Below are 22,618 nucleotides of genomic sequence, written 5' to 3'. Positions count from 1 at the left end.
CATAACTGGACAGCGCCAGTAGAGAAAGGGGCTGCCTGGCAGCCCCTTTCTTTTTACCCCTTGCCCGTCACCGCCAGATAGTGGTGTACGCCATCCAGCAACATCTGCACCGAGATCATCACCAGCAGCATGCCCATCAGCCGCTCCACGGCGGTGAGTCCTCGCTCACCCAGCAGCTTGTTGAACAGCTCGTAGAACATCAGGATCACGGCGCTGGCACCCCATGCCATCAGCAGGGCCAGGGACCAGTCCGCCATCCGGGTCGGCTCCTGGTTCGCCAGCAGCAGCAGGGAGGCCAGGATGGAGGGGCCCGCTATCATGGGGATGGCCATGGGCACCAGGAAGGGCTCCTCCCCCGCCGCCAGCCCGGTCACGCCCCCCGGACTCGGGAAGATCATCTTGATGGCGATGAGGAACAATATGATGCCCCCGGCGATGCTGACCGCCTCCTGGCGCAGGTTCAGGAAGCTCAGGATCTGCTGACCGGCAAACAGGAAGCCCAGCATGATGCCTAAGGAGAACAGCAGCTCGCGCATCATCACCTTGCGCCGCCGCTTGGGATCGACATGACGCAGTATGGAGAGGAAGACCGGCAGGTTGCCCAGCGGATCCATGATCAGAAACAACATGACGGCAGCGGAGAAAGTATCCATACAGGTTCCCGGGCGTTGCCCAGGCCAAGCCTTTAACAGAGGGGGGAGAGGGCGAAATATAACAAAGGAGGCGGGATTCGGCGAGCGCCTCGGTACGCTCGCCGCGGGATCAGCCGTGGTTGCAGATCTTGTCGGCCCGGGTCTGGAAGCCCTGCTCTGACTCGATGAACTTGCCGCGTTTGGCCAGCAGGCTGATCAGCGCCTCTGCATCCATCTCGCTCGCGCTGCAGGTATGGAAGCGGGCATCGGCGCCAAAGCGCGCCTCAATCGCCTCCCTGAGGCTGGCCCGGGTAAAATGGCCCCCCTCTTCCAGCATCATCTCCATCACTTCGTGACCATGTATCGACTGGGACATCTCAAACCTCTTTAATCATCATGTCAGATGTCCATTAGAGCCTGAACCCCGGCCCCCGATCTTGATATAAGCCAACAAAACGCCTTTTTTAGCTCCCCCGGGCTGGCCGCAAGCGTCGCTTTGTCGATAATGTGGCAACCTGATCGGGGGATGGCTACACTAGCGCCCCTTTGCCATCGCAGACAGAAAATAAGGACATTGGCGTCATGCTGTTCCATGGATTGGTCTTCAAGCCCTGGCGGATCTGGACCCGCCGCCCGCTCTGGTTGAAGACACTGCTCGGCATGCTGACCGGGATCGGGCTAGGACTCTGCTTCAGCGAGCAGGCAATGCTGCTCAAGCCCATCGGCGTCCTGTTCGTGAACACCATACAGATGCTGATGGTGCCCCTCATCTTCTGCTCCGTCATCGCCGGCCTCACCGCCCTGCTCAAGGGCAAGACCCTGGACAGGATCGGCAGCAAGGCCATAGGTCTCTACCTCTGCTCCACCGCCGTCGCCATCTGCATCGGCCTGGTAATGGGCTGGCTGCTGGAACCCGGCATGGGCGCCAACATGGGCCCCTACGAACGGACCGGCGTGATGGTGCAGCCGACCCTGGCCAGCGTGCTGAGCCATCTGGTTCCCCACAACCCGGTGCAGGCCATGGTGGATGGCAAGATACTGCAGGTGATCGTCTTTGCGGTGGCCCTCGCCCTCGCCCTCAATGCCAGCGGACGACGCGGTCGCCCTGCCATTCTGTTCTTCACCTCCCTGGCGGAGGGGATGTTCAAGCTGACCCAGATGGTCATGGCCCTGGCCCCCTATGGCGTCTGCGCCCTGATGGCCTGGATGACGGGAAAATACGGGGTGAGCCTGCTGCTGCCCCTGCTCAAGGTGATAGGCGCCGTCTACCTCGGCTGCCTGCTGCACGTGCTCGGGGTCTACAGCAGCCTGCTCATCCTGCTGGCCCGCCTCAATCCGCTGCACTACTTCAAGAGCATCGTCGACGCCCAGGCGGTGGCCTTCACCAGCAGCTCAAGCAGCAGCACCCTGCCCATCAGCCTGGCCTGCGCCGAGCGCCGGCTGGGGGTCTCCCCCGCCATCACCGCCAAGGTGCTGCCGATTGGCGCCACCATCAACATGGATGGCACCGCCCTCTATCAGGGGGTGACGGCGCTGTTCGTGGCCCAGGCATTCGGGGTGGATCTGCATGTGGTGGATTACCTGACCATCATCAGCATCGCCACCCTGGCCAGCATAGGCACGGCCGGCACGCCGGGCACCGGGCTCATGCTGCTGACCCTGACGCTGACCGCGGTGGGATTGCCGCTGGAAGGGGTGGCGCTGATTGCCGGGATAGACAGGATCCTCGACATGGCCCGTACCACTGTCAACGTCTCCGGCGACATCCTGGTGTCGGTGCTGATCGCCCGCAGCGAGAAGGAGCTGGATCTGGCGATCTATCACGATGCCAGCGCGGGGGAGGACATCGACTTCACCCTGCGCTGAGGGTGACGGGAGGGAAAGATCTCAGTGATCCTGGGGATCGTGATGGCAGCGCCAGCAGATATCGAAGTTGGCGCCGTTCTCCTCCCCGCACTGACCGCACAGCCAGCCATTGCCCTGACGCTGCTGGTAGCGCTCTATGATCCTGCCTGCCCGCCGGCGATCCTGCTCGCACACCATCAGGGTGACCTGCAGCAGATCCACGGGCAACTCCCCCAGTGCCCCCGAGAGCCCCTCCCCGCTGAGCCGCACCCGCACCCCTTCGACTTCCAGCGCTCCCTTCAAGGCATGCGCCTCCAGCGAGTGGGAGGCCCGATACAAATTAATCCACTGCTCCATATATCCTCTCCTCGCAACCCCTAGTCGATGCACCGGCGACGCCGGCCCAAGGACCATCACACTTCCTCCGCATGACCCCTTGCCGCTCACAGCAGGTTGTCGATGCCGTAAGTCGGGCCATTGGCCACCAGAAAATCGATAAACACCCTCAACTTGCGCGGCATCAGCCGACGCTCGGGAAACAACAGATAGATGGGCACCTTGGGCTGCTGCCAGTCCGGCAGCAAAGCCACCAGAGAGCCGTCGGCCAGCTCATCATGGCACAACATGGCGGGCAGGGAGGCAAGCCCCAGCCCGGCCTTCGCCGCCTCTCTGGCACAGGTGATGTTGTTGACCTGGAAACGGGACGGCGGATCCACCAGCACTTCCCGGCCATCTAGTTCAAAACACCAGTGGGAGGCGAGAAAACCGCTGCTGACCGCGACCCTTTCATGGCGCACCAGATCCTCGGGTCGGGTGATCGCCGGGCTGCGCGCCAGATAATCCGGGCTGGCGCAGAGCAGGCGCCCGGTGCTCCACAGACGCCGTGCCGCCAGGTTGGAGTCGCTCATGTCGCCGATCCGCACTATGGCATCCAGCCCCTCGCTGATGGGGTCCACTATGCGGTTGGTCAGCTCCAGATCCACCCGCAGCCCCGGATAGGCTTGCAGAAAGTGAGCCACCAGCCGACCCACCACCAGCTGCCCCGTCTCGATAGGGACCGCCAGCTTGAGGGTGCCGGTCACCTCCTGCTGGCTGGCACTCAGCATCAGCTCGGCCTGGGCCAGCTCCTCCACCGCCTTGCTGCAGCGCAGGTAATACTGCTCTCCGGCCTCGGTCAGGGTGAGCTGGCGGGTGGAACGATAGAGCAGCCGCACGCCGAGGTGCTGCTCCAGTTCGGCGATGCGGCGGCTCACCGTCGCCTTGGTCATGCCCAGCTCCTGGGCGGCGGCGGTAAAGGAGCCCTTGTCGACGATGCGCACCAGAATCAAGGCTGCGTTCAAGTCCATTGTCTCACCAGTGAAACTGTATATCTCATGAATGGATACTAATCGAAACAGTCTGCCGATGTTAGCCTGCCCGCCACAGTTCAGGAAAAGCAAAAATCATGAGTCAACACAAGAAGATCCCTCTGCTGGCAGCCCTGCTGCTGGCCCTGCTCGGCATGCTGTTTGCCGCCTACTGGTATCTGCACGGCCGCCATTTCGAGAGCACCGACAACGCCTATCTGCAGAGCGAGGTGACCGGCATCGGCTCCAAGCTGCCCGGCTATATCAGCGAGGTGCTGGTGACCGACAACCAGGAGGTCAAGGCCGGCCAGCTCATCGCCAGACTGGACGACAGGGAGTACAGAACCCGGGTGCTCGAGGCCGAGGCCGATCTGCACCTCAATCAGGCGACCGCGGAGAACCTGGCCGCCACCCGTACCCAGCAGCTGAGCCTGATCCGTCAGGCCGAAGCCAGGGTCGCCTCGGCCAATGCCGAGCAGGTGCGGGCCCAGCAGCAGGTGCGCCGGGTCAGCCAGCTCAATCAGCGCAACTACAGCTCCCAGGACAGTCTGGACGAGGTGCGCGCCGGTCTGCAGGTCAATCAGGCCCAGGAGCAGGAGGCCAGAGCCGCCCTGCAGGCCGCTCGCGAGCGCCTGCTGGTGCTGGACGCCGAAGCCAAGCAGAACCAGGCCAGACTGGCACTGAGTGAAGCCCAGCTCGAACAGGCCAGGCTGGAGCTCGGCTACACCGAGCTGCGGGCCCCGGCGGATGGCATCATAGGCAAGCGCAGCCTGCGGGAAGGGCTCTATGTGCAGTCCGGTATGCAGGTGGCCAGCCTGGTACCGCTGCAACAGGTGTGGGTCGAGGCAAACTTCAAAGAGACCCAGCTGCAGCACATGCAACCGGGTCAGCGCGTGGAGGTGATCCTGGATGCCTATCCGGATCAGCCGGTCGAGGGGATCATCGACAGCCTGGCCCCCGCCACCGGCGCCAAGTTCGCCCTGCTGCCGCCGGAGAACGCCACCGGCAACTTCACCAAGATAGTGCAGCGGGTGCCGGTCAAGATCCGCATCCCCGAGCCGGGCGCACTGGCAGGCAAGTTGCGTCCTGGCCTCTCCAGCGAAGTGATTGTCGATACCCGCACCCCTGATCCCGTAGTCGCCGCCAACTGATGGAACCCATTCCACGTCGCAACTGGATCGCGGTCATGGGGGGCCTCATCGGCGCCTTCATGGCCATACTCGACATCCAGATCACCAACGCCTCCCTGAAGGACATTCAGGGGGCCCTCTCGGCCACCCTGAGCGAGAGCTCCTGGATCTCCACCTCCTATCTGGTGGCGGAGATGATCGCCATCCCCCTGAGCGGCTGGCTGAGCCGGGGGCTGAGCGTGCGCCGCTACCTGCTGTGGACCACGGGGGCCTTCATCGTCGCCTCCGTGCTCTGCTCGTTCAGCTGGAACCTCACCAGCATGATCGTCTTCCGGGCATTGCAGGGCTTCACCGGCGGGGCCCTGATCCCCATGGCCTTCTCCCTCATCGTCAGCCTGCTGCCGCTGCACAAGCGGGCCACCGGCATGGCGCTGTTCGGCCTCTGTGCCACCTTCGCCCCCGCCATAGGTCCGACCCTCGGGGGCTGGCTGACGGAGCAGCTCTCCTGGCACTACATCTTCTATCTGAACGTGCCTCCCGGCCTGCTGGTGATGGCCATGCTGGCCCACGGTCTGGACAGGAAGCCGGTGGACTGGGAGGTGATAAAACGGGTGGATCTGGTCGGCATCCTCACCATGGCGGTGGGGCTGGGTCTGCTGGAGGTGGTGCTGGAGGAGGGCAACAGAGAGGACTGGTTCGGTTCCAGCTTCATAGTGCGGCTCACCGTCATCTCAGTGGTGGCCCTGGTGTTCTTCGTCATCAGCCAGCTGCTGCGCCGCCATCCCCTGGTCAATCTGCGGCTGCTGCACAGCCCGCGCTTCGCCCTGGCCTGCTTCGCCTACCTGGTGCTCGGCATGGCGCTGATGGGGTCCATCTATGTGCTGCCGCTCTACATGGCGCAGATCCACAACTACAACGCCCTGGAGATTGGCGAGGTGCTGATGTGGATGGGCCTGCCCCAGTTGCTGGTGCTGCCCCTGGTGCCCAGGCTGGTCACCAGGATAGATCCGCGCTACCTGGTGAGCTTCGGCTTCCTGGTGTTTGCCATCAGCTGTTTCATGAACGTCAACATGAGCGCCGACTACGCCGGCCCCCAGCTGATCCAGTCGCTGATAGTGCGGGCCCTGGGTCAGCCCTTCATCATGGTGCCCCTCTCCTTGGTAGCCACCGCCAGCCTGACCCCGGAGGAGATCCCCTCCTCCTCCACCCTGCTCAACGTGCTGCGCAACCTGGGGGGGGCCTTCGGCATCGCCATCATAGCCACCCTGATCGACAACGACACCCGCATCCATGCCAGCCAGATAGGCAGCACCCTGGCCGCCACCAGCATAGAGGGGCAAAGCTACCTGCTGCAGCTGGCCCAGACCATGATGGCCCAGGGCTCGGATCCCGCTCTCGCCCAACAGCAGGCCAGGGCCATGCTGTCCAATACCATCAACCGGGAGGCCGCCATCATGGCCTACAACCAGGTGTTCTACGTGATGGGCATCTTCCTGCTCATCGCCAGCGCCCTGATGCTGCTGCTCAGGCAGCCGGTCCCCAGGGCCGCGGACGCCGAGCCGCTGGAGGCATGATAGCGGAATGACAAAACGGGCCCCATGGCCCGTTTTTTTGTGTGGAAGTGCGTGCCCCCGTTCGCCCTCTGCACAGGGCCCTGAGGCTCCTATCCCGCCAGAGAAGCAGCGATCAGGAACTGGGCGGCGAAGTAGCTGCTCATGATCCAGGCCGTGGCATGGGGGAAGGGGCGGCGGAAGCGATCTAGCGCCAGCATGCTGTCGGAGAAGAGGAACATCAGCGCCCCCACCAGGGCCGCAGCAGAACCTGCGGTGAGAGAGGCGTGCCAGGCGCCGGCGGCGACCCAGGCCATGGCGATGATCACCAGCATGTAGCAGAACACAGGGATCTTCATCTCCCCGAGCTTGCCCCACAGCAGGCCGAACACCATGCCGGCCACCAGCAACAGCAGCAGGCCATCCACCAGCTTGAGCACCAAAGGACCCTGGGCGAAACCGACTATGTAGCAGAGGTGCGCGACAAAAAATGCCGCCAGTCCCTGGATGAAGCGATCCCGCGGCAACATCAGCAGCACGTCCCCGGCCAGCGACAGGCAGAGGCCGAGCAGGATCCAGGCATGGGAACCGTTGTGGTCATCGCTCTGGTAGCCAAAGGCCAGGGCGATGATGAACAGCATGGTCAGCGGTTTGCTGATGTAGAACTGACGGGAGTCTGAGCCATAAGCCGCGCGGATGTGCCACCAGCCAGATGCGATGATCAAGAAACTCAATAACATGCCCTGCTCCTCACCGATTGCTCGCGGTCACACGGCAACCTCTTTAGTGCCCGCAAGAGTAGCAAATTCCCCCGCCCAGTGGCAGGGGTGTGAAGCAGATGACACCCTACACCTAAAGTCTAATTGCCCCCTGCTCGCGGCTCGGGCATAAGAGACAGCTCTGGAAGATCACCATGGAAGACGCAATGACCAACTACCTGCCCGCCATCGACATCATGATGTGCCACCTGGGGATCAGCTTCGAACAAGCGTGCGAACAGCTTGGTCTGAGCCCTCAGGAACAACAGACCCTGGATCAGCTGCAAAAGCAGAAGCAGACCCAGTCAAACTAGCCTGCCCGGTATTGAAAACGGCGCCATCGAGGCGCCGTTTTTATTGGTGGTGTCTATGAGCGGGTGGCCCGTCGCCGTTGCAGCCAGACCACAAGCGCAAACAGCAGGAAGCCCGGGATCCACATCAGCTCCTTGTGCCAGCGCTCGGTAGGCGCCTTGACGGAGAGGATCTCCTGGTCAAACTCCATGCCGGCCGCCGCCGCCGGACTGCCAAAGGTGACGTTGTCGATCAGGGTCTTGCCGTCCTGCTCGTACAGGGCCAGCCCCAGGCTGGCCAATCGCGCTTCGCCATCGGCACCGGCCGGTACCGCCAGCAGCACTGTGGATTGGCGCAGCTTGCCCACCGCATCCTCCCCCTGGATCCGCAGTCGCAGCGTGCTCTCCGCTTCCACCTCGCCCAGGGTCTGGGCCAGCTGGGCGGGAGGAGTCTCACGATAGGGATCGTGCACCATGTCCATCCAGAAACCGGGACGGAACAGGGTGAAGGCCACCAGCAACAGCAGCACGTTCTCGTACCAGCGGCTCTTCACCAGGAACCAGCCCTGGGTGGCGGCGGCGAAGATCAGCATGGCGACCGTGGCCACCACGAAGATCAGCACGCCGTGGGCGAAGTCCACATCGATTAGCAGCAGATCCGTGTTGAAGATGAACAGGAAGGGCAGCGCCGCGGTGCGCAGGCTGTAGTAGAAGGCGGTGATCCCGGTCTTGATGGGATCCCCCTTGGAGACAGCGGCCGCCGCGAACGAGGCCAGCCCCACCGGCGGGGTCACATCCGCCATGATGCCGAAATAGAACACGAACAGGTGCACGGCGATGAGCGGCACTATGAGGCCGTTCTGCTGCCCCAGCGTCACCACCACGGGGGCCAGCAGGCTGGAGACCACTATGTAGTTGGCTGTGGTGGGCAGCCCCATGCCGAGGATCAGGCTCAGCAGGGCGGTGAGGAGCAGCATCAGCAGCAGGTTGCCCATGGAGAGCATCTCCACCAGATCCGCCAGCACCAGGCCGACCCCGGTCTGGGAGACGGCACCGACTATGATGCCGGCGGTGGCGGTGGCGATGCCGATGCCGATCATGTTGCGGGCACCGGCCACCAGGCCCTCCTTCAAGTCCACCAGACCATCGCGGGCCGAGCCGTAGTCATGCTTGCCGTCGGTGCGCAGCCAGTTGAGCAGCGGCCGCTGGGTCAGCAGGATGATCACCAGCATGACGGTGCCCCAGAAGGCCGACAGCCCGGGGGAGAGGCGCTCCACCATCAGGCACCACACCAGCACCACCACGGGCAGCAGGAAGTGCAGGCCGGAGAGCAGCACGGCGCGGGTGTTCGGCAGCTCGGTGAGGGGCTGATCCGGATCCTCGGCGGGCAGCGGCGCATTGCTGGCCGCTATCTTCAGCAGCCCCAGATAGACGGCCACCAGCAACAGGGAGATCCCCGGCAGGGCATAGTCCCCCAGCGCCGGCTTGAGCCAGCCGAGGCCATAGTATACCGCCATCGACAGACCGCTGATGAGGGTGGCACCGAAGGCGAAGCCGGTCAGACGGCGCAGCCAGGGCTTGGGTTGATGGCCGCCGATGGGCTGCATGCCGAGCTTGAGCGCTTCCAGGTGGACTATGTAGAGCAGCGCTATGTAGGAGATGGCCGCCGGCAGGAAGGCGTGCTTGATGATCTCCACGTAGGGAATGCCCACGTACTCCACCATCAGGAAGGCCGCCGCCCCCATCACGGGGGGCATGATCTGGCCGTTGACCGAGGAGGCCACCTCGACCGCCCCCGCCTTCTCCTTGGAGAAGCCGACCCGCTTCATCATGGGGATGGTGAAGGTGCCCGTGGTTACCACGTTGGCGATGGAGGAACCGGAGATGACCCCGGTCAGGGCCGAGGCCACCACGGCCGCCTTGGCCGGGCCGCCGCGCAGGTGGCCGAGCAGGCTGAAGGCGAGCTGGATGAAGTAGTGACCGGCACCGGCCCGCTCCAGCAGGGCGCCGAACAGCACGAACAGGAACACGAAGCTGGTGGAAACCCCGAGGGCGATGCCGAACACCCCCTCAGTGGTGATCCACTGGTGGTTCGCCAGGGCGGTGAAACTCACCCCGCGGTGCGCCAGCAGCCCCGGCATCCAGGGGCCGGCCAGGCTGTAGGCGAGAAACACCAGGGCGATCACCGCCAGGGCCGGGCCCAGGGCACGGCGGGTCGCCTCCAGCAGCAGCGGTATGCCGATGCAGGCGGTGACCAGATCGGCGGTGGTGAGGTTGCCGGGGCGCTGGGCCAGGGCCTCATACATGACGAACAGATAGGCGGCGGCACCGGCGGCGATCAGACCGAAGGCGATATCGCCGAGCGGCACCCTGTCTCGGGGGGAGCGCCGGAAGGCCGGGAACACCAGATAGGCCAGCAGCAGGGCGAAGGTGAGGTGAATGGCGCGGGTTTCGGTGTCATTGAGGACGCCAAATCCCAACATGAAGGGCAGCGGCGAGGCGATCCAGAGCTGGAACAGGGACCAGGCCAGCGCCAGCCCGGTGATCAGCCAGCCCATGAGGCCGAGCGGCAGCCGGGCGCCCACGTCCTGGGCGATCAGTTCCTCGGTAGAGAGTTGTTTTTCTTGCATAGGGTTAACTTTTGCCTGCGAGTACAACGACACGACACCCGCTGCCGGTGTGGCGGGCGGGTGTCGAAGAGAACGATGGAAGGCCGGCAGGCCTTCAATCAGAGCCAGCCACGCTCTTTGTAGTAACGTGCGGCGCCTTCATGCAGGGGCGCGGAGAGACCCACCTTGATCATGTCGGCCTCTTTCAGATCGGCGAAGGCCGGGTGCAGACGCTTGAAGCGATCCAGGTTGTCGAACACCGACTTCACCAGCTGGTAGACCACTTCAGGATCGGCCTTGGCACTGGTGGAGAGCACCGCCTTGCCACCGATGGACGGGGTCGGCTGATCGCTGCCCTTGTAGATGCCGCCCGGGATCTCGGCCTTGGTGTAGTAGCTCTTCTCGGCCAGCAGCTTGTCGATGTCGGCGCCGGTCACCGGCACCAGCACGGCATCCGTGGTGGTGGAGGCTTCCTGGATGGCACCGTTCGGGTGGCCGACGAAGTAGCTCATGGCGTCTATGTTGTTGTCACCCAGGGCCGAGGCCTGCTCCGCCGGTTTCAGCTCGGAGACCAGGCCGAAGTCGCCCTTCTTCCAGCCCTTGACCGCCATGATCTCTTCCATGGTGTCGCGCTGGCCGGAGCCCGGGTTGCCGATGTTGACGCGTTTGCCTTTCAGGTCGTCGAAGCTGGCGATCTTGGCGTCGCGGCGGGCGAGAATGGTGAACACCTCGCTCTGCAGGGAGAAGACGGCGCGCATGTCATCCATGGCCCCCTCGGCCTGGAAGGGGGGCAGCCCCTTCATCGCCTTGTACTGGTGGTCGGACTGCATGATGCCGAAGTTGAACTCACCGCTGCGGATGCCGTTGACATTGGCCACGCCACCGCCACTGGCCGGAGCGTTGCACTTGATCTGGTGATCGGCGGCGCCGCGATTGAGGAAACGACAGATGGACTGGCCCGCCACGTAGTAGACGCCGGTCTGACCGCCGGTGCCTATGGTCACGAAGCGCTCCTGCGCTTGCACCGGACCACCGAAAGTAGCACCGACCAGAGCCGCCGACAGGGCGCACGCCAAGGATAATCCTTTCATGTTCTTCATCCTTTTCATTGATTTATCTCACCCGATTCCCGGGTGAATATGAGACGGACCCGCATCAAGACTGGGTCTGCCTATACAGCCTCGTACGAGGAAATGGTCGAGCGGCGAACGCCCTTCCAGAAGCCACCATCATCCTGCGGTGAGATAATCAGCGTCATGCCGACTGAGGGTGATTCGACCACAAAATAGCCGGATCAAAAGTTGTAACCCCTTGATTAGGCACAGAGCGCCAACATAAATCAAACAAAATGGCAAAACGGTGGATTTAAATAGCGAGAAATTTGAACTGGATCATCAATTCATCGGTCGTGGATTAATTGGTTTTGTGTGCGCAGGCAGCGGGGAAATGGAGGGGGTGGATTCTTTTGTAGCCCTTGACTGGCAAGGGCTGCCATCTGGCTGAGGGCGGCCCGAGACAGGGTCAGGATAGGGAGCAAGACACAGGCCGGCGGGGTTGCCCTCGCCGGCCTGATCTCATCTGCGAATCGGCGCCATCCCTGGCGCCCGGATCGCGGTTCAGCAACAAGCGGTTAACCCGGCCTTATGCCTTCGGCTTGGCCAGCTCCAGGATAAAGGTAAACTCCAGAGCTATGCCCTCGTAGGCCTTGCAACAGCCCGACTTGCCTGTGGCCGGTCACAACGGCTCATCCACCGCCTTATGCCTTCGGTTTGGCCAGCTCCAGGATAAAGGCGAACTCCAGGGCTATGCCCTCGTAGGCCTTGCAACAGCCCGACTTGCCTGTGGCCGGTCACAACGGCTCATCCACCGCCTCATGCCTTCGGCTTGGCCAGCTCCAGGATAAAGGCGAACTCCAGGGCTATGTCCTCGTAGGCCTTGAAACGCCCCGACTTGCCGCCGTGACCGGCATCCATGTCGGTGCTGAGCAGCAGCTGGTTGTCGTCCGTCTTCAGCTCCCGCAGCTTGGCGACCCACTTGGCGGGCTCCCAATACTGTACCTGGGAGTCGTGCAGACCCGTGGTGACCAGCAGGTTGGGGTAGGCTTGCGCCTTGACCTGATCGTAGGGGCTGTAGCTCTTCATGTAGTCGTAGTAGCGCTTCTGGTTCGGGTTGCCCCATTCGTCGTACTCCCCTGTGGTGAGGGGGATGGACTCGTCCAGCATGGTGGTGACCACGTCCACGAAGGGCACCTGGGCGACCACGCCGCGATAGAGCTCTGGCGCCTGGTTGATGACGGCCCCCATCAGCAGGCCGCCGGCGCTGCCTCCCATGGCGTAGACCTGGTCCCTGGCACCATAGCCCTGGGCCACCAGCGCCTCGGTCACGTCGATGAAGTCGTGGAAGGTATTCTGTTTTTTCAGCAGCTTGCCATCTTCATACCAGGGGCGCCCCAGCTCTTCGCCGCCCCGGACATGGGCGATGGCGTAGACGAAGCCCCTGTCCAGCAGGCTCAGGCGCGAGCTGCTGAAGTCGGGATCCATGCTGGCGCCGTAGGAGCCGTAGCCATAGACCAGCAGGGGGTTCTTGCCCTCCTTCTTGAACAGATCCTTGCGATAGACCAGGGAGACAGGCACCGCCACCCCGTCGCGGGCGGTCACCCAGACCCGCTCGCTGGCATACTTGTCGGCCTTGAAACCCGCCACCGGCTGCTGCTTGAGCAGGGTGCGCTTGCCGCTGTCCAGGTTCAGCTCATAGGTGGAGGACGGCGTGGTCATGGAGGAGTAGCCGTAGCGCAGGGCGCTGGTCTCCGGCTCCGGGTTGTAGGCGAGCCAGGTGACATAGGCGGGATCGTCGAAGGCGATCTCTTTCTGCTCGCCGCTCTGCCAGTTGATCTGGCGCAGCCGGGTCAGCCCCTTGCTGCGCTCTTCCAGCACCAGCCAGTCCCTGAACAGGGCATAGCTCTCCAGCAGCACGTCCGGATTGGGGGTTATCACCGCCTTCCAGCGATCCACCGGGCTCTCCCTGGTCTCGTAGAGGCCGAAGTTCTTGCCGTCCTTGTTGGAGCGCACATAGAAGCGGCCGCGGTAGTGATCCAGGCTGTATTCGTGATCCACCTGACGGGGCAGGAACAGGCGCGGCGCCTGGACCGGCGTGTTGGCGTCGATGAGGCGCGCCTCGCTGGTGGTGGTGCTGGAGAGGGCGATGACGATGAAGTCTTCCGAGGTGGTGGCATAGAGGCTGACGTAGAAGCTGTCATCCTTCTCCTCGTAGACCAGCTTGTCCTTGGCGGGGTCGCTGCCCAGCTCGTGGCGATAGACCTGATAGGGCAGCAGTGTCTTGGGGTGCTTGCGCACATAGAACACCGTCTTGCTGTCGTTGGCCCACACCAGGTTGCCCGAGGTGTTCTCCAACTTGTCGGCGGCCCAGGTGCCGCTCTCCAGATCGAGGAACTGGATCTGGTACTGACGGCGGGAGAGGAAGTCTTCCGCCACCGCCAGCCAGCGGTTGTTGCGGCTCACCTCCAGGGCCCCCAGCGAATAGAATTCGTGGCCTTCGGCGCGCTGGTTGCTGTCCAGCATCAGGCTGGCGTCCTTCTCCCCCACCCTGGTGCGGGAGTAGATGGCGTACTCCTTGCCCGGCTCATAGCGGGTCTGATAGCGGTAGCCGTTCTTCACATAGGGCACCGACTCGTCCTGCTGGGGGATGCGGGCCACCATCTCCTTGTAGAGCTGGTCGCGCAGCGGCTGGACTGGCTTGAGCATGGCCTCGGTGTAGGCGTTTTCGGCCTTGAGATAATCCAGCACCTCGGGCTTCTGCCGTTCGTCGTCACGCAGCCAGTAGTAGTTGTCGATCCGGACGTCCCCGTGCTTTTTCAGGGTATGGGGGTGCTTGGGGGCCACAGGAGGCAGGATGGGAGTTTCGCTTGTCGGCATGACGGGCTCTTCATTGGCATGGGTACAGGGCACGGCGACCAGACAAGCCAGCAGCAGCAACCCTCGGGGAAAGATGAACATGTCGCATCCTTTGCGCTGTAACAGGGCAGGCAGGCTCGCGGGGAGCGCCATGAATTGACGATCAAGCCGCCGCCGCTCACTCCGCCGGTGCGGAAACAAGGCTGGCAAACCGGAACATCGCCCCTGAGAAAATAAATTGGCGATCAATCTGCCCCTTGTCGCCCTGGGTTGCAAGTGATCCCCGGACATTCGGCCCCAAACCATGAAAAAGGGCCACCCTCTCACAAGGGTGGCCCTCCTGCTCTGGCCATGAGCGGCACGGATTCGCTCAGGTGTGCCTCACATGATGGAGTAGTGCCGGCTCATGACCAGTGTTCGTCAGCCGGGATAGCTCGACCAGACCTTGGTCGCGCCCTCCTCGCTGATGCTCAGCACCTGGTAGGGCTGACCCGGAATATCCATGCCCGGCGCACTCTGGGGCATGCCCGGAATGGTCAGGCCGCGGATCGCCGGTTTTTCCTTGAGCAGCTTCTGCACGTCGGCGGCGGGCACATGTCCCTCCACCACATAGCCGTTCACCACCCCGGTGTGGCAGGAGGCCAGCTGCGGGGTGATGCCATGCTGTTGCTTGACGGGTTCAAGCTGCTCGGTTTCGACGACCTTGACCGCAAAGCCGTTCTCTTCCATGTGCTTGATCCAGGTCTTGCAGCAGCCGCAATACTGGGACTTGTAGACTGTCATCTGCTCGGTTGCCAGAGCAGAAAAACTGACGGTACCGGCCAGCACGGCCAGTAACAGAGACTTATACATGACTCACCTCGGATAAGAAGAAATGCCCAAAAAACAGGTAACTCGACTCAAGCTGTCTGGCGAGGGGGCCGTTCGAGCCGCTCTAGCGGCACCTCCGGCATGAAGAGGGAGGGGGAAATGAACGCTGGCATGTCGGGCTCAAGCCAGGCCACCGTCAGGCTGTCGCCGGTGAGCACCGTCATGGCGAGCGCCGAGGTGAAGCTGCCGCAAGGCATGGCTTTTTCCAGGGTGCGTTCGCTCTGGCTGCAATGGGGAGTCAGGGTACAGAGATCGGTCGCCGCCCGGCTGCCAAACGACATCAGCACCATCAGCAGGCTCCACAAGGGGAGCCAGCGGCGGGCGCGAGCGAGTTGGCGACGGGTCAGGACCATGGGATGACTCAGTGATCGAAGAGGGCCTATGGTAACCCTTGGCCCAGGGGGAGGGTCAAGCCCTCCCCGCCGTCATGGTCATCAGGGTTGCTGGCGGGTGGCTGCCAGCACTATCTCGCGCACGCAGACGTTGGCGGGTTGGCTCCAGGCATAGAGCACCGCCTCGGCGATCACCTCGGGGGCGATGACGCCACCCATCTCCTCTTTCCAGCCGTGGTAGCCGGCCTTGATGCTCTCGTCCGTGGTGTGGCTGAGCAACTCGGTTTCCACCGCCCCCGGAGCTATGGTCACCATGCGCACGCCGACGTCTGCCACCTCTTCCCGGATGTTCTCGGTCAGGGCGTGCACCGCGAACTTGGTGGCGCAGTAGGCGGCATGGTTCGGGAAGGTCTTGCGACCGGCGATGGAACTGATGTTGATGATGGTACCACTGCGGCGCGCCTTCATCCCGGCCAGCACGGCATGCACGCCGTTCAGCACCCCCATCACATTGATGTTGAGCATCTGCTGCCACTCGGCGGGATCCTGCACATCGGCCTGACCCAGCAGCATGACGCCCGCGTTGTTGACCAGGCAGCCCACAGGGCCGAATTTGGCTTCCGCCTGCTGGACGGCGGCCTTCATGGCGGCGGTGTCGGTGACATCGACCCCGACACAGAGCGTATCGGGCAGGTTCAGCGCCTGCATGGGCTCGACCCGACGGGCCAGCAGCAACAGGGGGTGGCCGGCGGCAGAGAAGGCGCGGGCGATGGCGGCACCTATCCCGGCGGAGGCACCAGTGATCACGACGAGGGACTTGGACATGGGTATTTCCTTCTGATTCATTGAGGAACTGAGTCAAACAAGGGCTGGCCAGCACGGGACTCAATCACTATAGTCGCCACATCTATCGGTGATAAATATTGTTTTCCGCTGGTTATCATCTGAAAAAACTATGGTTGGTTTTATGCTGGACCTGAGATTGCTGCGCTTCTTCATCGCCATCTATGAAGAGAAGAACATCACGACGGCGGCGGCACGCTGCCACGTCAGTCAACCCTCCCTCTCGGCGGGCCTGCGCCAGCTGGAGGAGGCCCTAGGTGACAGCCTCTTCATCAGAGGCAAGAAGGGGGTGGAGGCCAAGGACCCGGCCCACTATCTCTATCCCCACGCGGTCAAGCTGGTGGAGGAGGCGCGCCGCCTGCCAACCCTGTTTCGCCAGAAAGCGACGCGCGCCAGGCTCAACATCGCCATCATGCCGGACTTGAGCCGCCGCCGGGTGGCCGGGCTGCTGCAGCGGGTGCAAGGCGTGCTGCCGGAGCTGGATCTCACCCTCTCCGACTACGGCACCCCTGCCGACTGCCGGCTGACCCTGGATGCCCTGCGCCGGGAGGACGAGATCTTCCTGCCGCTCTGGGAGGAGAACTATGTGCTCTGCGTCCCGGCCGGCCATCCCCTTGCCGGTCGCGAGAGGCTCCCGCTGGCCGAACTGCAACATTATGATTTTATTGAATGTCCTCCCTGCGAGGCTCATCAGCAGACCATAGGCCTGCTGGCCTGTGACCGGCTCACTCTCAATCTGGTGGCCAAGGCCGAGAGCAAGGGTCTGGTGATGGCGCTGGTGCTGGCAGGGGTGGGCATCAGCTTCCTGCCCGACGGGCTGGTGGAAGATGAGCCGGGTCTGCGCACAGTGGCGGTGAGCGGACCCCGGATGTTTCGCCGCATCGGGCTCTGTTATCCCGCCCACCAGACCCTGAATCCGGCGCTGCGCGACCTGATCCCGGAACTGGCGAGCCGGGGTGCTTCTTGGTAACGTCGCAGCTCACCGCCCTTTTTTATCGGCACCAGGCCCCTCTTCAGGCTAGGACCCCATGAAACGCATTCTGATCATCTTCTCACACCCGGCCCTGCAGAGTTCCAGGGCCAACAGGCAGCTGCTGCAGGCACTCGACGGCCTGGAGGGCATCACCCTGCACGACCTCTACCACCACTACCCGGACATGTTCATCGACGTGAAGCGGGAGCAGGCCCTGCTGTCGGAGCACGACATCATCGTCTTCCAGCACCCCTTCTACTGGTACTCCTGCCCGGCCATCATGAAGGAGTGGATGGATCTGGTGCTGGAGTATGGCTACGCCTACGGTCCAGAGGCCCACGCCCTCAGTGGCAAGCAGTGGCTCTCTGCCATCACCACGGGGGGCGCTCCCGAATCATATTGCAGCGAGGGCTACAACCAGCGCCCGCTGCTCGACTTCCTGCTGCCGTTCCAGCAGACGGCGCAGCTGTGCGGCATGCAGTGGCTGCCCCCCTTCGTGCTGCACTCCTTCCACAAGCTCAAGGATCCGGAGGCGCTGCGTCGCTGTGGCCAGGATTACCGCCAGCTGATCTGCGCCCTGCGCGATGAGCGGCTGACCCCGGCCCAGCTCGCAGGCAGCACCTATCTGCGGGATCTGCTGGGGGAGTTGTCATGACGACGGGCTGGATTTTCATCGGGCTTGCGCAGCCGGCCCTGACGAACAGAGACGAACGGAGGGCCGGCTGATGGGGCACGGATTGTTGTTTGACGCCTTGATCTATCTCTCGGCGGCGGTGATAGCGGTGCCGCTGGCCAAACGCTGGGGGCTGGGTTCAGTGCTCGGTTACCTGCTGGCGGGCATCATCATAGGCCCCTTCCTGCTGGGGCTGGTGGGGGAGCAGAAGGATGTGATGCACTTCGCCGAGTTCGGGGTGGTGCTGATGCTGTTCCTGGTCGGCCTCGAGCTGCGCCCTGCCCTGCTGTGGCAGCTGAAGGGGCCCATACTCGGCACCGGTGGCCTGCAGGTGCTGCTCACCAGCGCCGCCCTGACCGGAGTGGGCTATCTCCTTGGCCTGCCTTGGCAGCAGGGGCTCGCCATCGGCCTTATTCTCGCGCTCTCCTCCACCGCCATAGTGCTGCAGAGCCTGCAGGAGCGCAAACTGATGCAGAGCGAGAGCGGGCGCTCCGCCTTCGCGGTGCTGCTGTTCCAGGACATCGCCGTCATTCCCATACTGGCCATACTGCCGCTGCTCGCCATAGCGCCGGTCGCCAGCAACGGCAATCCGGATCTGGCGGGCTGGCAGCACGGCCTGCTGGTGGTCGCCGCCATCGCCGGCATAGTGCTGGGCGGCCACTACCTGATGCGGCCGGTGTTCCGTGCCATAGCCCAGTCCCACATGCGGGAGATCTTCGTCGCCGCCGCCCTGCTGCTGGTGATCGCCATCGCCGTGTTGATGGAGTCGGTGGGGCTCTCCCCCGCCCTTGGCTCCTTCCTCGCCGGCGTGGTGCTGGCCGACAGCGAGTATCGCCACGAGCTGGAGGCGGACATAGAGCCGTTCAAGGGGCTGCTGCTCGGCCTCTTCTTCATGTCGGTGGGGGCCGGCATCGACTTCGGTCTGTTTGCCGCCCATCCCCTGCTTATTCCATCCCTGGTGATAGGGCTGATGCTCCTGAAATGGGGGGTGCTGATGGTGCTCGGCCTGGTCATTCGCATCTCGCCGAGCCAACGTTGGACCTTCGCCCTGGCGCTGGCGCAAGGGGGGGAGTTCGCCTTCGTACTGTTCTCGTTCGCCGCCCAGAACAAGGTGCTGCCCGGTGACACCATCTCGCTGCTGACCCTGGTGGTGGCGCTCTCCATGGCGCTGACGCCGCTCTTGCTGATCCTCAACGATCGGGTGATCCAGCCCTGGTTCGACTACCGCAACCAGGCCGACCAGCCCGAACACGAGCAACCCGAACTGGTCGAGCACCCCGTCATCATCGCCGGCTTCGGCCGCTTCGGTCAGATAGTGGGGCGCCTGCTGCACGGCCACGGCATAGGCACCACCATACTCGAGCAGGACGCCAGCCAGATAGAAATGCTGCGCAAGTACGGCTATCAGGTATTCTACGGCGATGCCAGCCGGCTCGACCTGCTCCATGCCGCAGGGGCCCACAAGGCCAAGCTGCTGGTGCTCTCCATCAACGATCCGGCTACCTCCCTCGAGGTGATCGAGATGGTGAAGAAACACTTCCCGCACCTCAAGATACTGGCCCGCGCCCAGGACAGGCCCCATGCCCACGAGATCCTCCGTCATGGAGTCGACAGCGTGCACCGGGAAACCCTGGGGTCGGCCGTGGATCTGGGGGTAGAGGTCCTGACCCAGCTCGGATTTCGGGCCAACCAGGCCTGGCGTGCGGGTCAGGTGTTCAAGCAGTATGACAACCGGTTGCTGCGGGAACAGGTCAACTACCTGGATGACGAGCACACCTATATCAACAAGAGCCTGCAATACCGCGAGATCCTCTCCGATCTGCTGCAAGACGACGAGGAAGGACAGGAGCGTACCCACGCTCACAACTGGAACAGCGGTCTGCCCGACAACGACAAGGAAGCAATATGATTGCCTATTACCCCATGCTCAAACACCTGCACATGACCCTGGCCATGGTCAGCCTGCTGCTCTTCATCTACCGCTGGAGCCTGGCACTGGCTGGCAGCGGGCGCTTGCAACAGAAGTGGCTCAAGGTGTTGCCCCATATCAACGACACCTTGCTGCTGCTGTTTGGCGTGCTGCTGGCGGTCACCCTACAGATGAGCCCGGGCCAGCAACCCTGGCTGATGGCCAAGCTGATCGCACTGGTGGTTTACATAGGCCTCGGCGTCATGGCGCTCAAGCGCCCTGTCCACGGCCAGAAGCTGGTCGCCGGGGTTGCCGCCCTCGCGGTATTTGGTTACATGATTGGCGCCGCCATCACCAAGTCAGCCTGGTCCTGGCTGGCCTGAACGTTCTCTTTGCCGGTGAGGGGCCAGCCCCTCACCTCTTTCCCCCTGCCGAACGCCCCCCTCTCCCTTGGCTCCCTACACATTTCTCCCCTGTCGTGACAACCGGGAAATATGAAGAGCACTTTATTTTGGCAAAATAAGGCTCCAAAAAGCTCCATTCATATTTTGTTTAACGATATTTATCAATTACTTATCTTGTTATGTATGAAAATGGCGACAGTTGTCGCAGCAAAACTTGCGACATAGACTGTCGCACGCCATGGCTAGGATACACTCAACGCTAAACCAGTGAAGGCATGCACCATGAGTAAGAAGCTGTTACGACAACTGACCTTGGCGCGTTGCATCCCGCACCGCCCTTACAAGCTGACCGCCAGCCAACTCCAGGTAAAACTGGAAGAGGAAGGTATTCACGTCAGTCTGCGTACCGTGCAACGGGACCTGGAAGAGATGTCCGGCATGGGACTGTTCGACCTCACCTCGGATGAGCGCAGCAAACCACACGGCTGGTGCTTCGAGCGCCACGGTCTCAACGACTTTGCCAACATCATGCCGCTCTCGCTGGCGGTGGCCCTGAAAACCTGGAGTGATCAGGCGAGCCAACTGCTACCGGCGAGTGTATTGACCGAATTGAACCCCCTGGTCGACAAGGCCAGCCAGGTGATCCGCGACAGCCAAAGCGAACTGGCGGAACGCTGGCTCGAGAGCGTGCATCAGTCGCCGCGTCCGTTTGCCGGCAACCCGGAGATCCGCCGCAGCACCCTGATCCGCGACGCCCTCTGGCGTGGTCGCAAGTTCAGCGCCGAGATCCAGCGTGTCATCAAGGAGCGCACAGTGTGGCTCTGCTATGACCGCATCAATCCGCTCGGGATCCTGAACCAGCCCGATGGCCCCATCCTGCTCTGCACCCTGTCCGAGCTGGATCCCAAGGTCTATGGCATCCCGTTCGATCACATCAAGAACGTGGAACTGACCAACTTCAGCGCCACCCAGCCGAAGGATTTCAACGTCCAGAAGCTGATCCGCGACCAGGGCTATCAGGACGTCAGCGGCCCGATCCGCTTCGTCGGACGCATCGATGCCAACTGCCCCACCCTGATCGATGGGCAGATCCCGGGCCACAACCCGCGCATGACTCGCTACGACAAGCGCAGCGTGGTGGTGGAGACCGAGGTCCAGGATACGCCCGAGTTCCGCTCCTGGTTGAACAACATGAGTGGCAACCTGGAAGTATTGGCCCCGGAGTCCCTGCGCAAGGCATATCCGACACCGGGTACCCGGGTCAGCTGAGCACAATCGGATAAATGATAAGAAGCCGAGCATGAGCTCGGCTTCTGTCTGTTTTTAACACATAATTATTCAATTAATTTTTAACTCTTACATCCTTGATTGAACCTTCTGTACCATCGTTTTCCTCCCTGTTTTTGGTTGTGAGAGATCCGCCATTCCTCCTGTAAGACCCCTCAGTGTCGAGCCGTACGTGAAGCCATCCCGAGAGCCTCATGCTTTCCTGAGAAACTAAATAACATACTGATAAATAACATAAATTCAGATTGAAGGTGGATGCCTATCCATCATCCGACGCTATCTGATGGCCTCTCATGCCTTGTTCCTGCCCACGATTGCCTTAGTATGGGTCTCACAAGGACGGCTGGTTCGGCAGGATGCAGGAACAGCGCATGAATAGGAAAAGCCGCAGGACGTGGCAGGACACCTCAGGATGAGGTTGATAACCCGGATGGTTATCACAAGGAATGACAGGACAACCGCAGGATGCGGTCGCAGGACACCTCGGGATGAGGCTGAGTGGCACGGATAGTCACTCTTAAGGATGACAGGAACCCCGCAGGAGCGGCAGGAACAGCTTCAGGATGAAGCGAGATAACCGGGATGGTTATCTGTCAGGATGACGAAAGGAACACCACGGGATGTGGTAATGGACACCTCCAGGATGGAGACGGTGAAGCAATCAGGAGTGATTGCCAGGCTAGGATGGCCACAGGACACCCCAATGGAATGGGAAGGGGAAATTCCAAAGGAAAGGATAGAGTCAAGGATTGCAGGGAGCATGGCAGTTCAGGGACTGGACGAGATGACTTGAGGGGACGGCAAACGCCGTCCCCTTTTCTTTATATGCACTCCAGCGATTCAGCTCATCCCAGGCGCGCAGCCCCGGAGCTGTTGCTTGAATCGCCTCACCCTCAGGCACGAGAAGCCTCCCGCGCACCTCGTTGACGACCCTGGCCACCAGGACCGGAAGCCCAGGGCAGAAAAGCAGAGCACCTCAACTCGCCAGAGTGACACAACTTCATCACTTCTTCATTCACCGAGCAGCCAAGTCTGTTGAGTGGACTGAATCGCCCCTACTTTCCTAGACACCTCAAGAGCCTCAAACTGAGGTCATTCAGGAGGTGTTATGAGCAAGCAGCAACGTTACACGGAAGAATTTAAACTGGCCGCCGTCAAGCAGGTGACTGAGCGCCATTACCCAGTGGCAGAGGTCGCCGAGCGACTTGGTGTTTCCAGCCATAGTCTTTACGCCTGGATCAAACGCTATAGCCAGC

General features: G+C 62.3%; 21 protein-coding genes. 10 read left to right on the top strand and 11 right to left on the bottom strand.

Annotation, left to right across the window (positions count from 1 at the left end):
• Positions 1–53: 53 nt before the first annotated feature.
• Positions 54–653 carry a YhgN family NAAT transporter gene (locus ACF2JD_RS22475; RefSeq protein WP_005323457.1) on the bottom strand — a complete coding sequence of 200 codons (600 nt, stop codon included), beginning with the start codon at positions 651–653 and terminating at the stop codon, positions 54–56.
• A gap of 109 nt (positions 654–762) precedes the next feature.
• Positions 763–1,008 carry a YecH family metal-binding protein gene (locus ACF2JD_RS22470; protein WP_025325408.1) on the bottom strand — a complete coding sequence of 82 codons (246 nt, stop codon included), beginning with the start codon at positions 1,006–1,008 and terminating at the stop codon, positions 763–765.
• A gap of 206 nt (positions 1,009–1,214) precedes the next feature.
• On the opposite strand from ACF2JD_RS22470, the gene ACF2JD_RS22465 reads away from it, so the two are divergent.
• Positions 1,215–2,498: a dicarboxylate/amino acid:cation symporter gene (locus tag ACF2JD_RS22465; RefSeq protein WP_162520185.1), complete on the top strand. Its 1,284-nt coding sequence runs from the start codon at positions 1,215–1,217 to the stop codon at positions 2,496–2,498.
• 21 nt (positions 2,499–2,519) lie between these two features.
• Here the strand turns inward: ACF2JD_RS22465 and ACF2JD_RS22460 are convergent, their stop codons facing one another.
• Together ACF2JD_RS22460 and ACF2JD_RS22455 are read right to left on the bottom strand one after the other, a co-directional pair.
• Positions 2,520–2,834 carry a putative signal transducing protein gene (locus ACF2JD_RS22460; RefSeq protein WP_025325406.1) on the bottom strand — a complete coding sequence of 105 codons (315 nt, stop codon included), beginning with the start codon at positions 2,832–2,834 and terminating at the stop codon, positions 2,520–2,522.
• A gap of 86 nt (positions 2,835–2,920) precedes the next feature.
• The gene (locus ACF2JD_RS22455) at positions 2,921–3,823 is read right to left on the bottom strand and encodes a LysR family transcriptional regulator (RefSeq protein ID WP_106885221.1); all 903 of its coding nucleotides are present in this window, start codon (positions 3,821–3,823) and stop codon (positions 2,921–2,923) included.
• Between the two features lie 98 nt (positions 3,824–3,921).
• Here ACF2JD_RS22455 and ACF2JD_RS22450 point away from each other — a divergent pair, with 98 nt between their 5' ends.
• Entirely contained in the window at positions 3,922–4,974 is a 1,053-nt protein-coding gene (locus ACF2JD_RS22450) for an efflux RND transporter periplasmic adaptor subunit (protein ID WP_440988182.1), read from the top strand.
• On the top strand, positions 4,974–6,527 hold the full coding sequence (locus tag ACF2JD_RS22445; protein ID WP_111910792.1) for a DHA2 family efflux MFS transporter permease subunit: 1,554 nt from the start codon (positions 4,974–4,976) through the stop codon (positions 6,525–6,527). The genes ACF2JD_RS22450 and ACF2JD_RS22445 overlap by 1 nt, the downstream gene beginning before the upstream one ends.
• 89 nt (positions 6,528–6,616) lie before the next feature.
• On the opposite strand, the gene ACF2JD_RS22440 is transcribed toward ACF2JD_RS22445, so the two are convergent.
• On the bottom strand, positions 6,617–7,243 hold the full coding sequence (locus ACF2JD_RS22440; protein WP_025325402.1) for a lysoplasmalogenase: 627 nt from the start codon (positions 7,241–7,243) through the stop codon (positions 6,617–6,619).
• Between the two features lie 173 nt (positions 7,244–7,416).
• Between ACF2JD_RS22440 and ACF2JD_RS22435 the strand changes: the two genes are divergently transcribed.
• Positions 7,417–7,575 carry a hypothetical protein gene (locus tag ACF2JD_RS22435; RefSeq protein WP_005332188.1) on the top strand — a complete coding sequence of 53 codons (159 nt, stop codon included), beginning with the start codon at positions 7,417–7,419 and terminating at the stop codon, positions 7,573–7,575.
• 53 nt (positions 7,576–7,628) lie between these two features.
• On the opposite strand, the gene ACF2JD_RS22430 is transcribed toward ACF2JD_RS22435, so the two are convergent.
• The 6 genes from ACF2JD_RS22430 to ACF2JD_RS22405 all read right to left on the bottom strand — a co-directional run bounded on the left by ACF2JD_RS22430 (position 7,629) and on the right by ACF2JD_RS22405 (position 16,098).
• Entirely contained in the window at positions 7,629–10,181 is a 2,553-nt protein-coding gene (locus ACF2JD_RS22430) for a TRAP transporter fused permease subunit (protein WP_440988181.1), read from the bottom strand.
• A 98-nt stretch (positions 10,182–10,279) separates the two neighbouring features.
• A complete protein-coding gene (locus ACF2JD_RS22425) occupies positions 10,280–11,251 on the bottom strand; it encodes a TAXI family TRAP transporter solute-binding subunit (protein WP_106887813.1) in 972 nt (323 codons plus the stop codon).
• Between the two features lie 780 nt (positions 11,252–12,031).
• A complete protein-coding gene (locus ACF2JD_RS22420) occupies positions 12,032–14,173 on the bottom strand; it encodes a S9 family peptidase (protein WP_440988180.1) in 2,142 nt (713 codons plus the stop codon).
• A 318-nt stretch (positions 14,174–14,491) separates the two neighbouring features.
• A complete protein-coding gene (locus ACF2JD_RS22415; protein WP_111910795.1) occupies positions 14,492–14,923 on the bottom strand; it encodes a DUF411 domain-containing protein in 432 nt (143 codons plus the stop codon).
• A gap of 47 nt (positions 14,924–14,970) precedes the next feature.
• Positions 14,971–15,294, bottom strand: a complete 324-nt coding sequence (locus ACF2JD_RS22410; protein WP_234677920.1) for a hypothetical protein — start codon at positions 15,292–15,294, stop codon at positions 14,971–14,973.
• A gap of 81 nt (positions 15,295–15,375) precedes the next feature.
• A complete protein-coding gene (locus tag ACF2JD_RS22405; protein ID WP_408864789.1) occupies positions 15,376–16,098 on the bottom strand; it encodes an SDR family oxidoreductase in 723 nt (240 codons plus the stop codon).
• Between the two features lie 142 nt (positions 16,099–16,240).
• Between ACF2JD_RS22405 and ACF2JD_RS22400 the strand changes: the two genes are divergently transcribed.
• The 6 genes from ACF2JD_RS22400 to ACF2JD_RS22375 form a co-directional block, all read left to right on the top strand.
• Positions 16,241–17,086 carry a LysR substrate-binding domain-containing protein gene (locus tag ACF2JD_RS22400; RefSeq protein ID WP_440988179.1) on the top strand — a complete coding sequence of 282 codons (846 nt, stop codon included), beginning with the start codon at positions 16,241–16,243 and terminating at the stop codon, positions 17,084–17,086.
• A gap of 58 nt (positions 17,087–17,144) precedes the next feature.
• The gene (gene kefF / locus ACF2JD_RS22395; protein WP_111910799.1) at positions 17,145–17,744 is read left to right on the top strand and encodes a glutathione-regulated potassium-efflux system oxidoreductase KefF; all 600 of its coding nucleotides are present in this window, start codon (positions 17,145–17,147) and stop codon (positions 17,742–17,744) included.
• A gap of 70 nt (positions 17,745–17,814) precedes the next feature.
• A complete protein-coding gene (kefC, locus tag ACF2JD_RS22390; RefSeq protein ID WP_440988178.1) occupies positions 17,815–19,671 on the top strand; it encodes a glutathione-regulated potassium-efflux system protein KefC in 1,857 nt (618 codons plus the stop codon).
• Positions 19,668–20,054, top strand: coding sequence for a SirB2 family protein (locus tag ACF2JD_RS22385; protein ID WP_111910801.1), 387 nt, complete (start codon positions 19,668–19,670; stop codon positions 20,052–20,054). Before kefC ends, ACF2JD_RS22385 begins: the two co-directional genes overlap by 4 nt.
• Before the next feature lie 303 nt (positions 20,055–20,357).
• Positions 20,358–21,344, top strand: a complete 987-nt coding sequence (locus tag ACF2JD_RS22380) for a helix-turn-helix transcriptional regulator (RefSeq protein WP_025325391.1) — start codon at positions 20,358–20,360, stop codon at positions 21,342–21,344.
• Between the two features lie 1,126 nt (positions 21,345–22,470).
• Positions 22,471–22,618 (top strand): transposase (locus ACF2JD_RS22375; protein WP_440988183.1); only part of this gene is annotated, 148 nt, incomplete at its 3' end.

The organism is Aeromonas ichthyocola (genome assembly GCF_046087985.1).
GTDB lineage: Bacteria > Pseudomonadota > Gammaproteobacteria > Enterobacterales > Aeromonadaceae > Aeromonas > Aeromonas rivipollensis.
The sequence above is the reverse complement of the archived record's forward strand: the minus strand, read 5'-3'. Positions and strand labels throughout refer to the sequence as shown.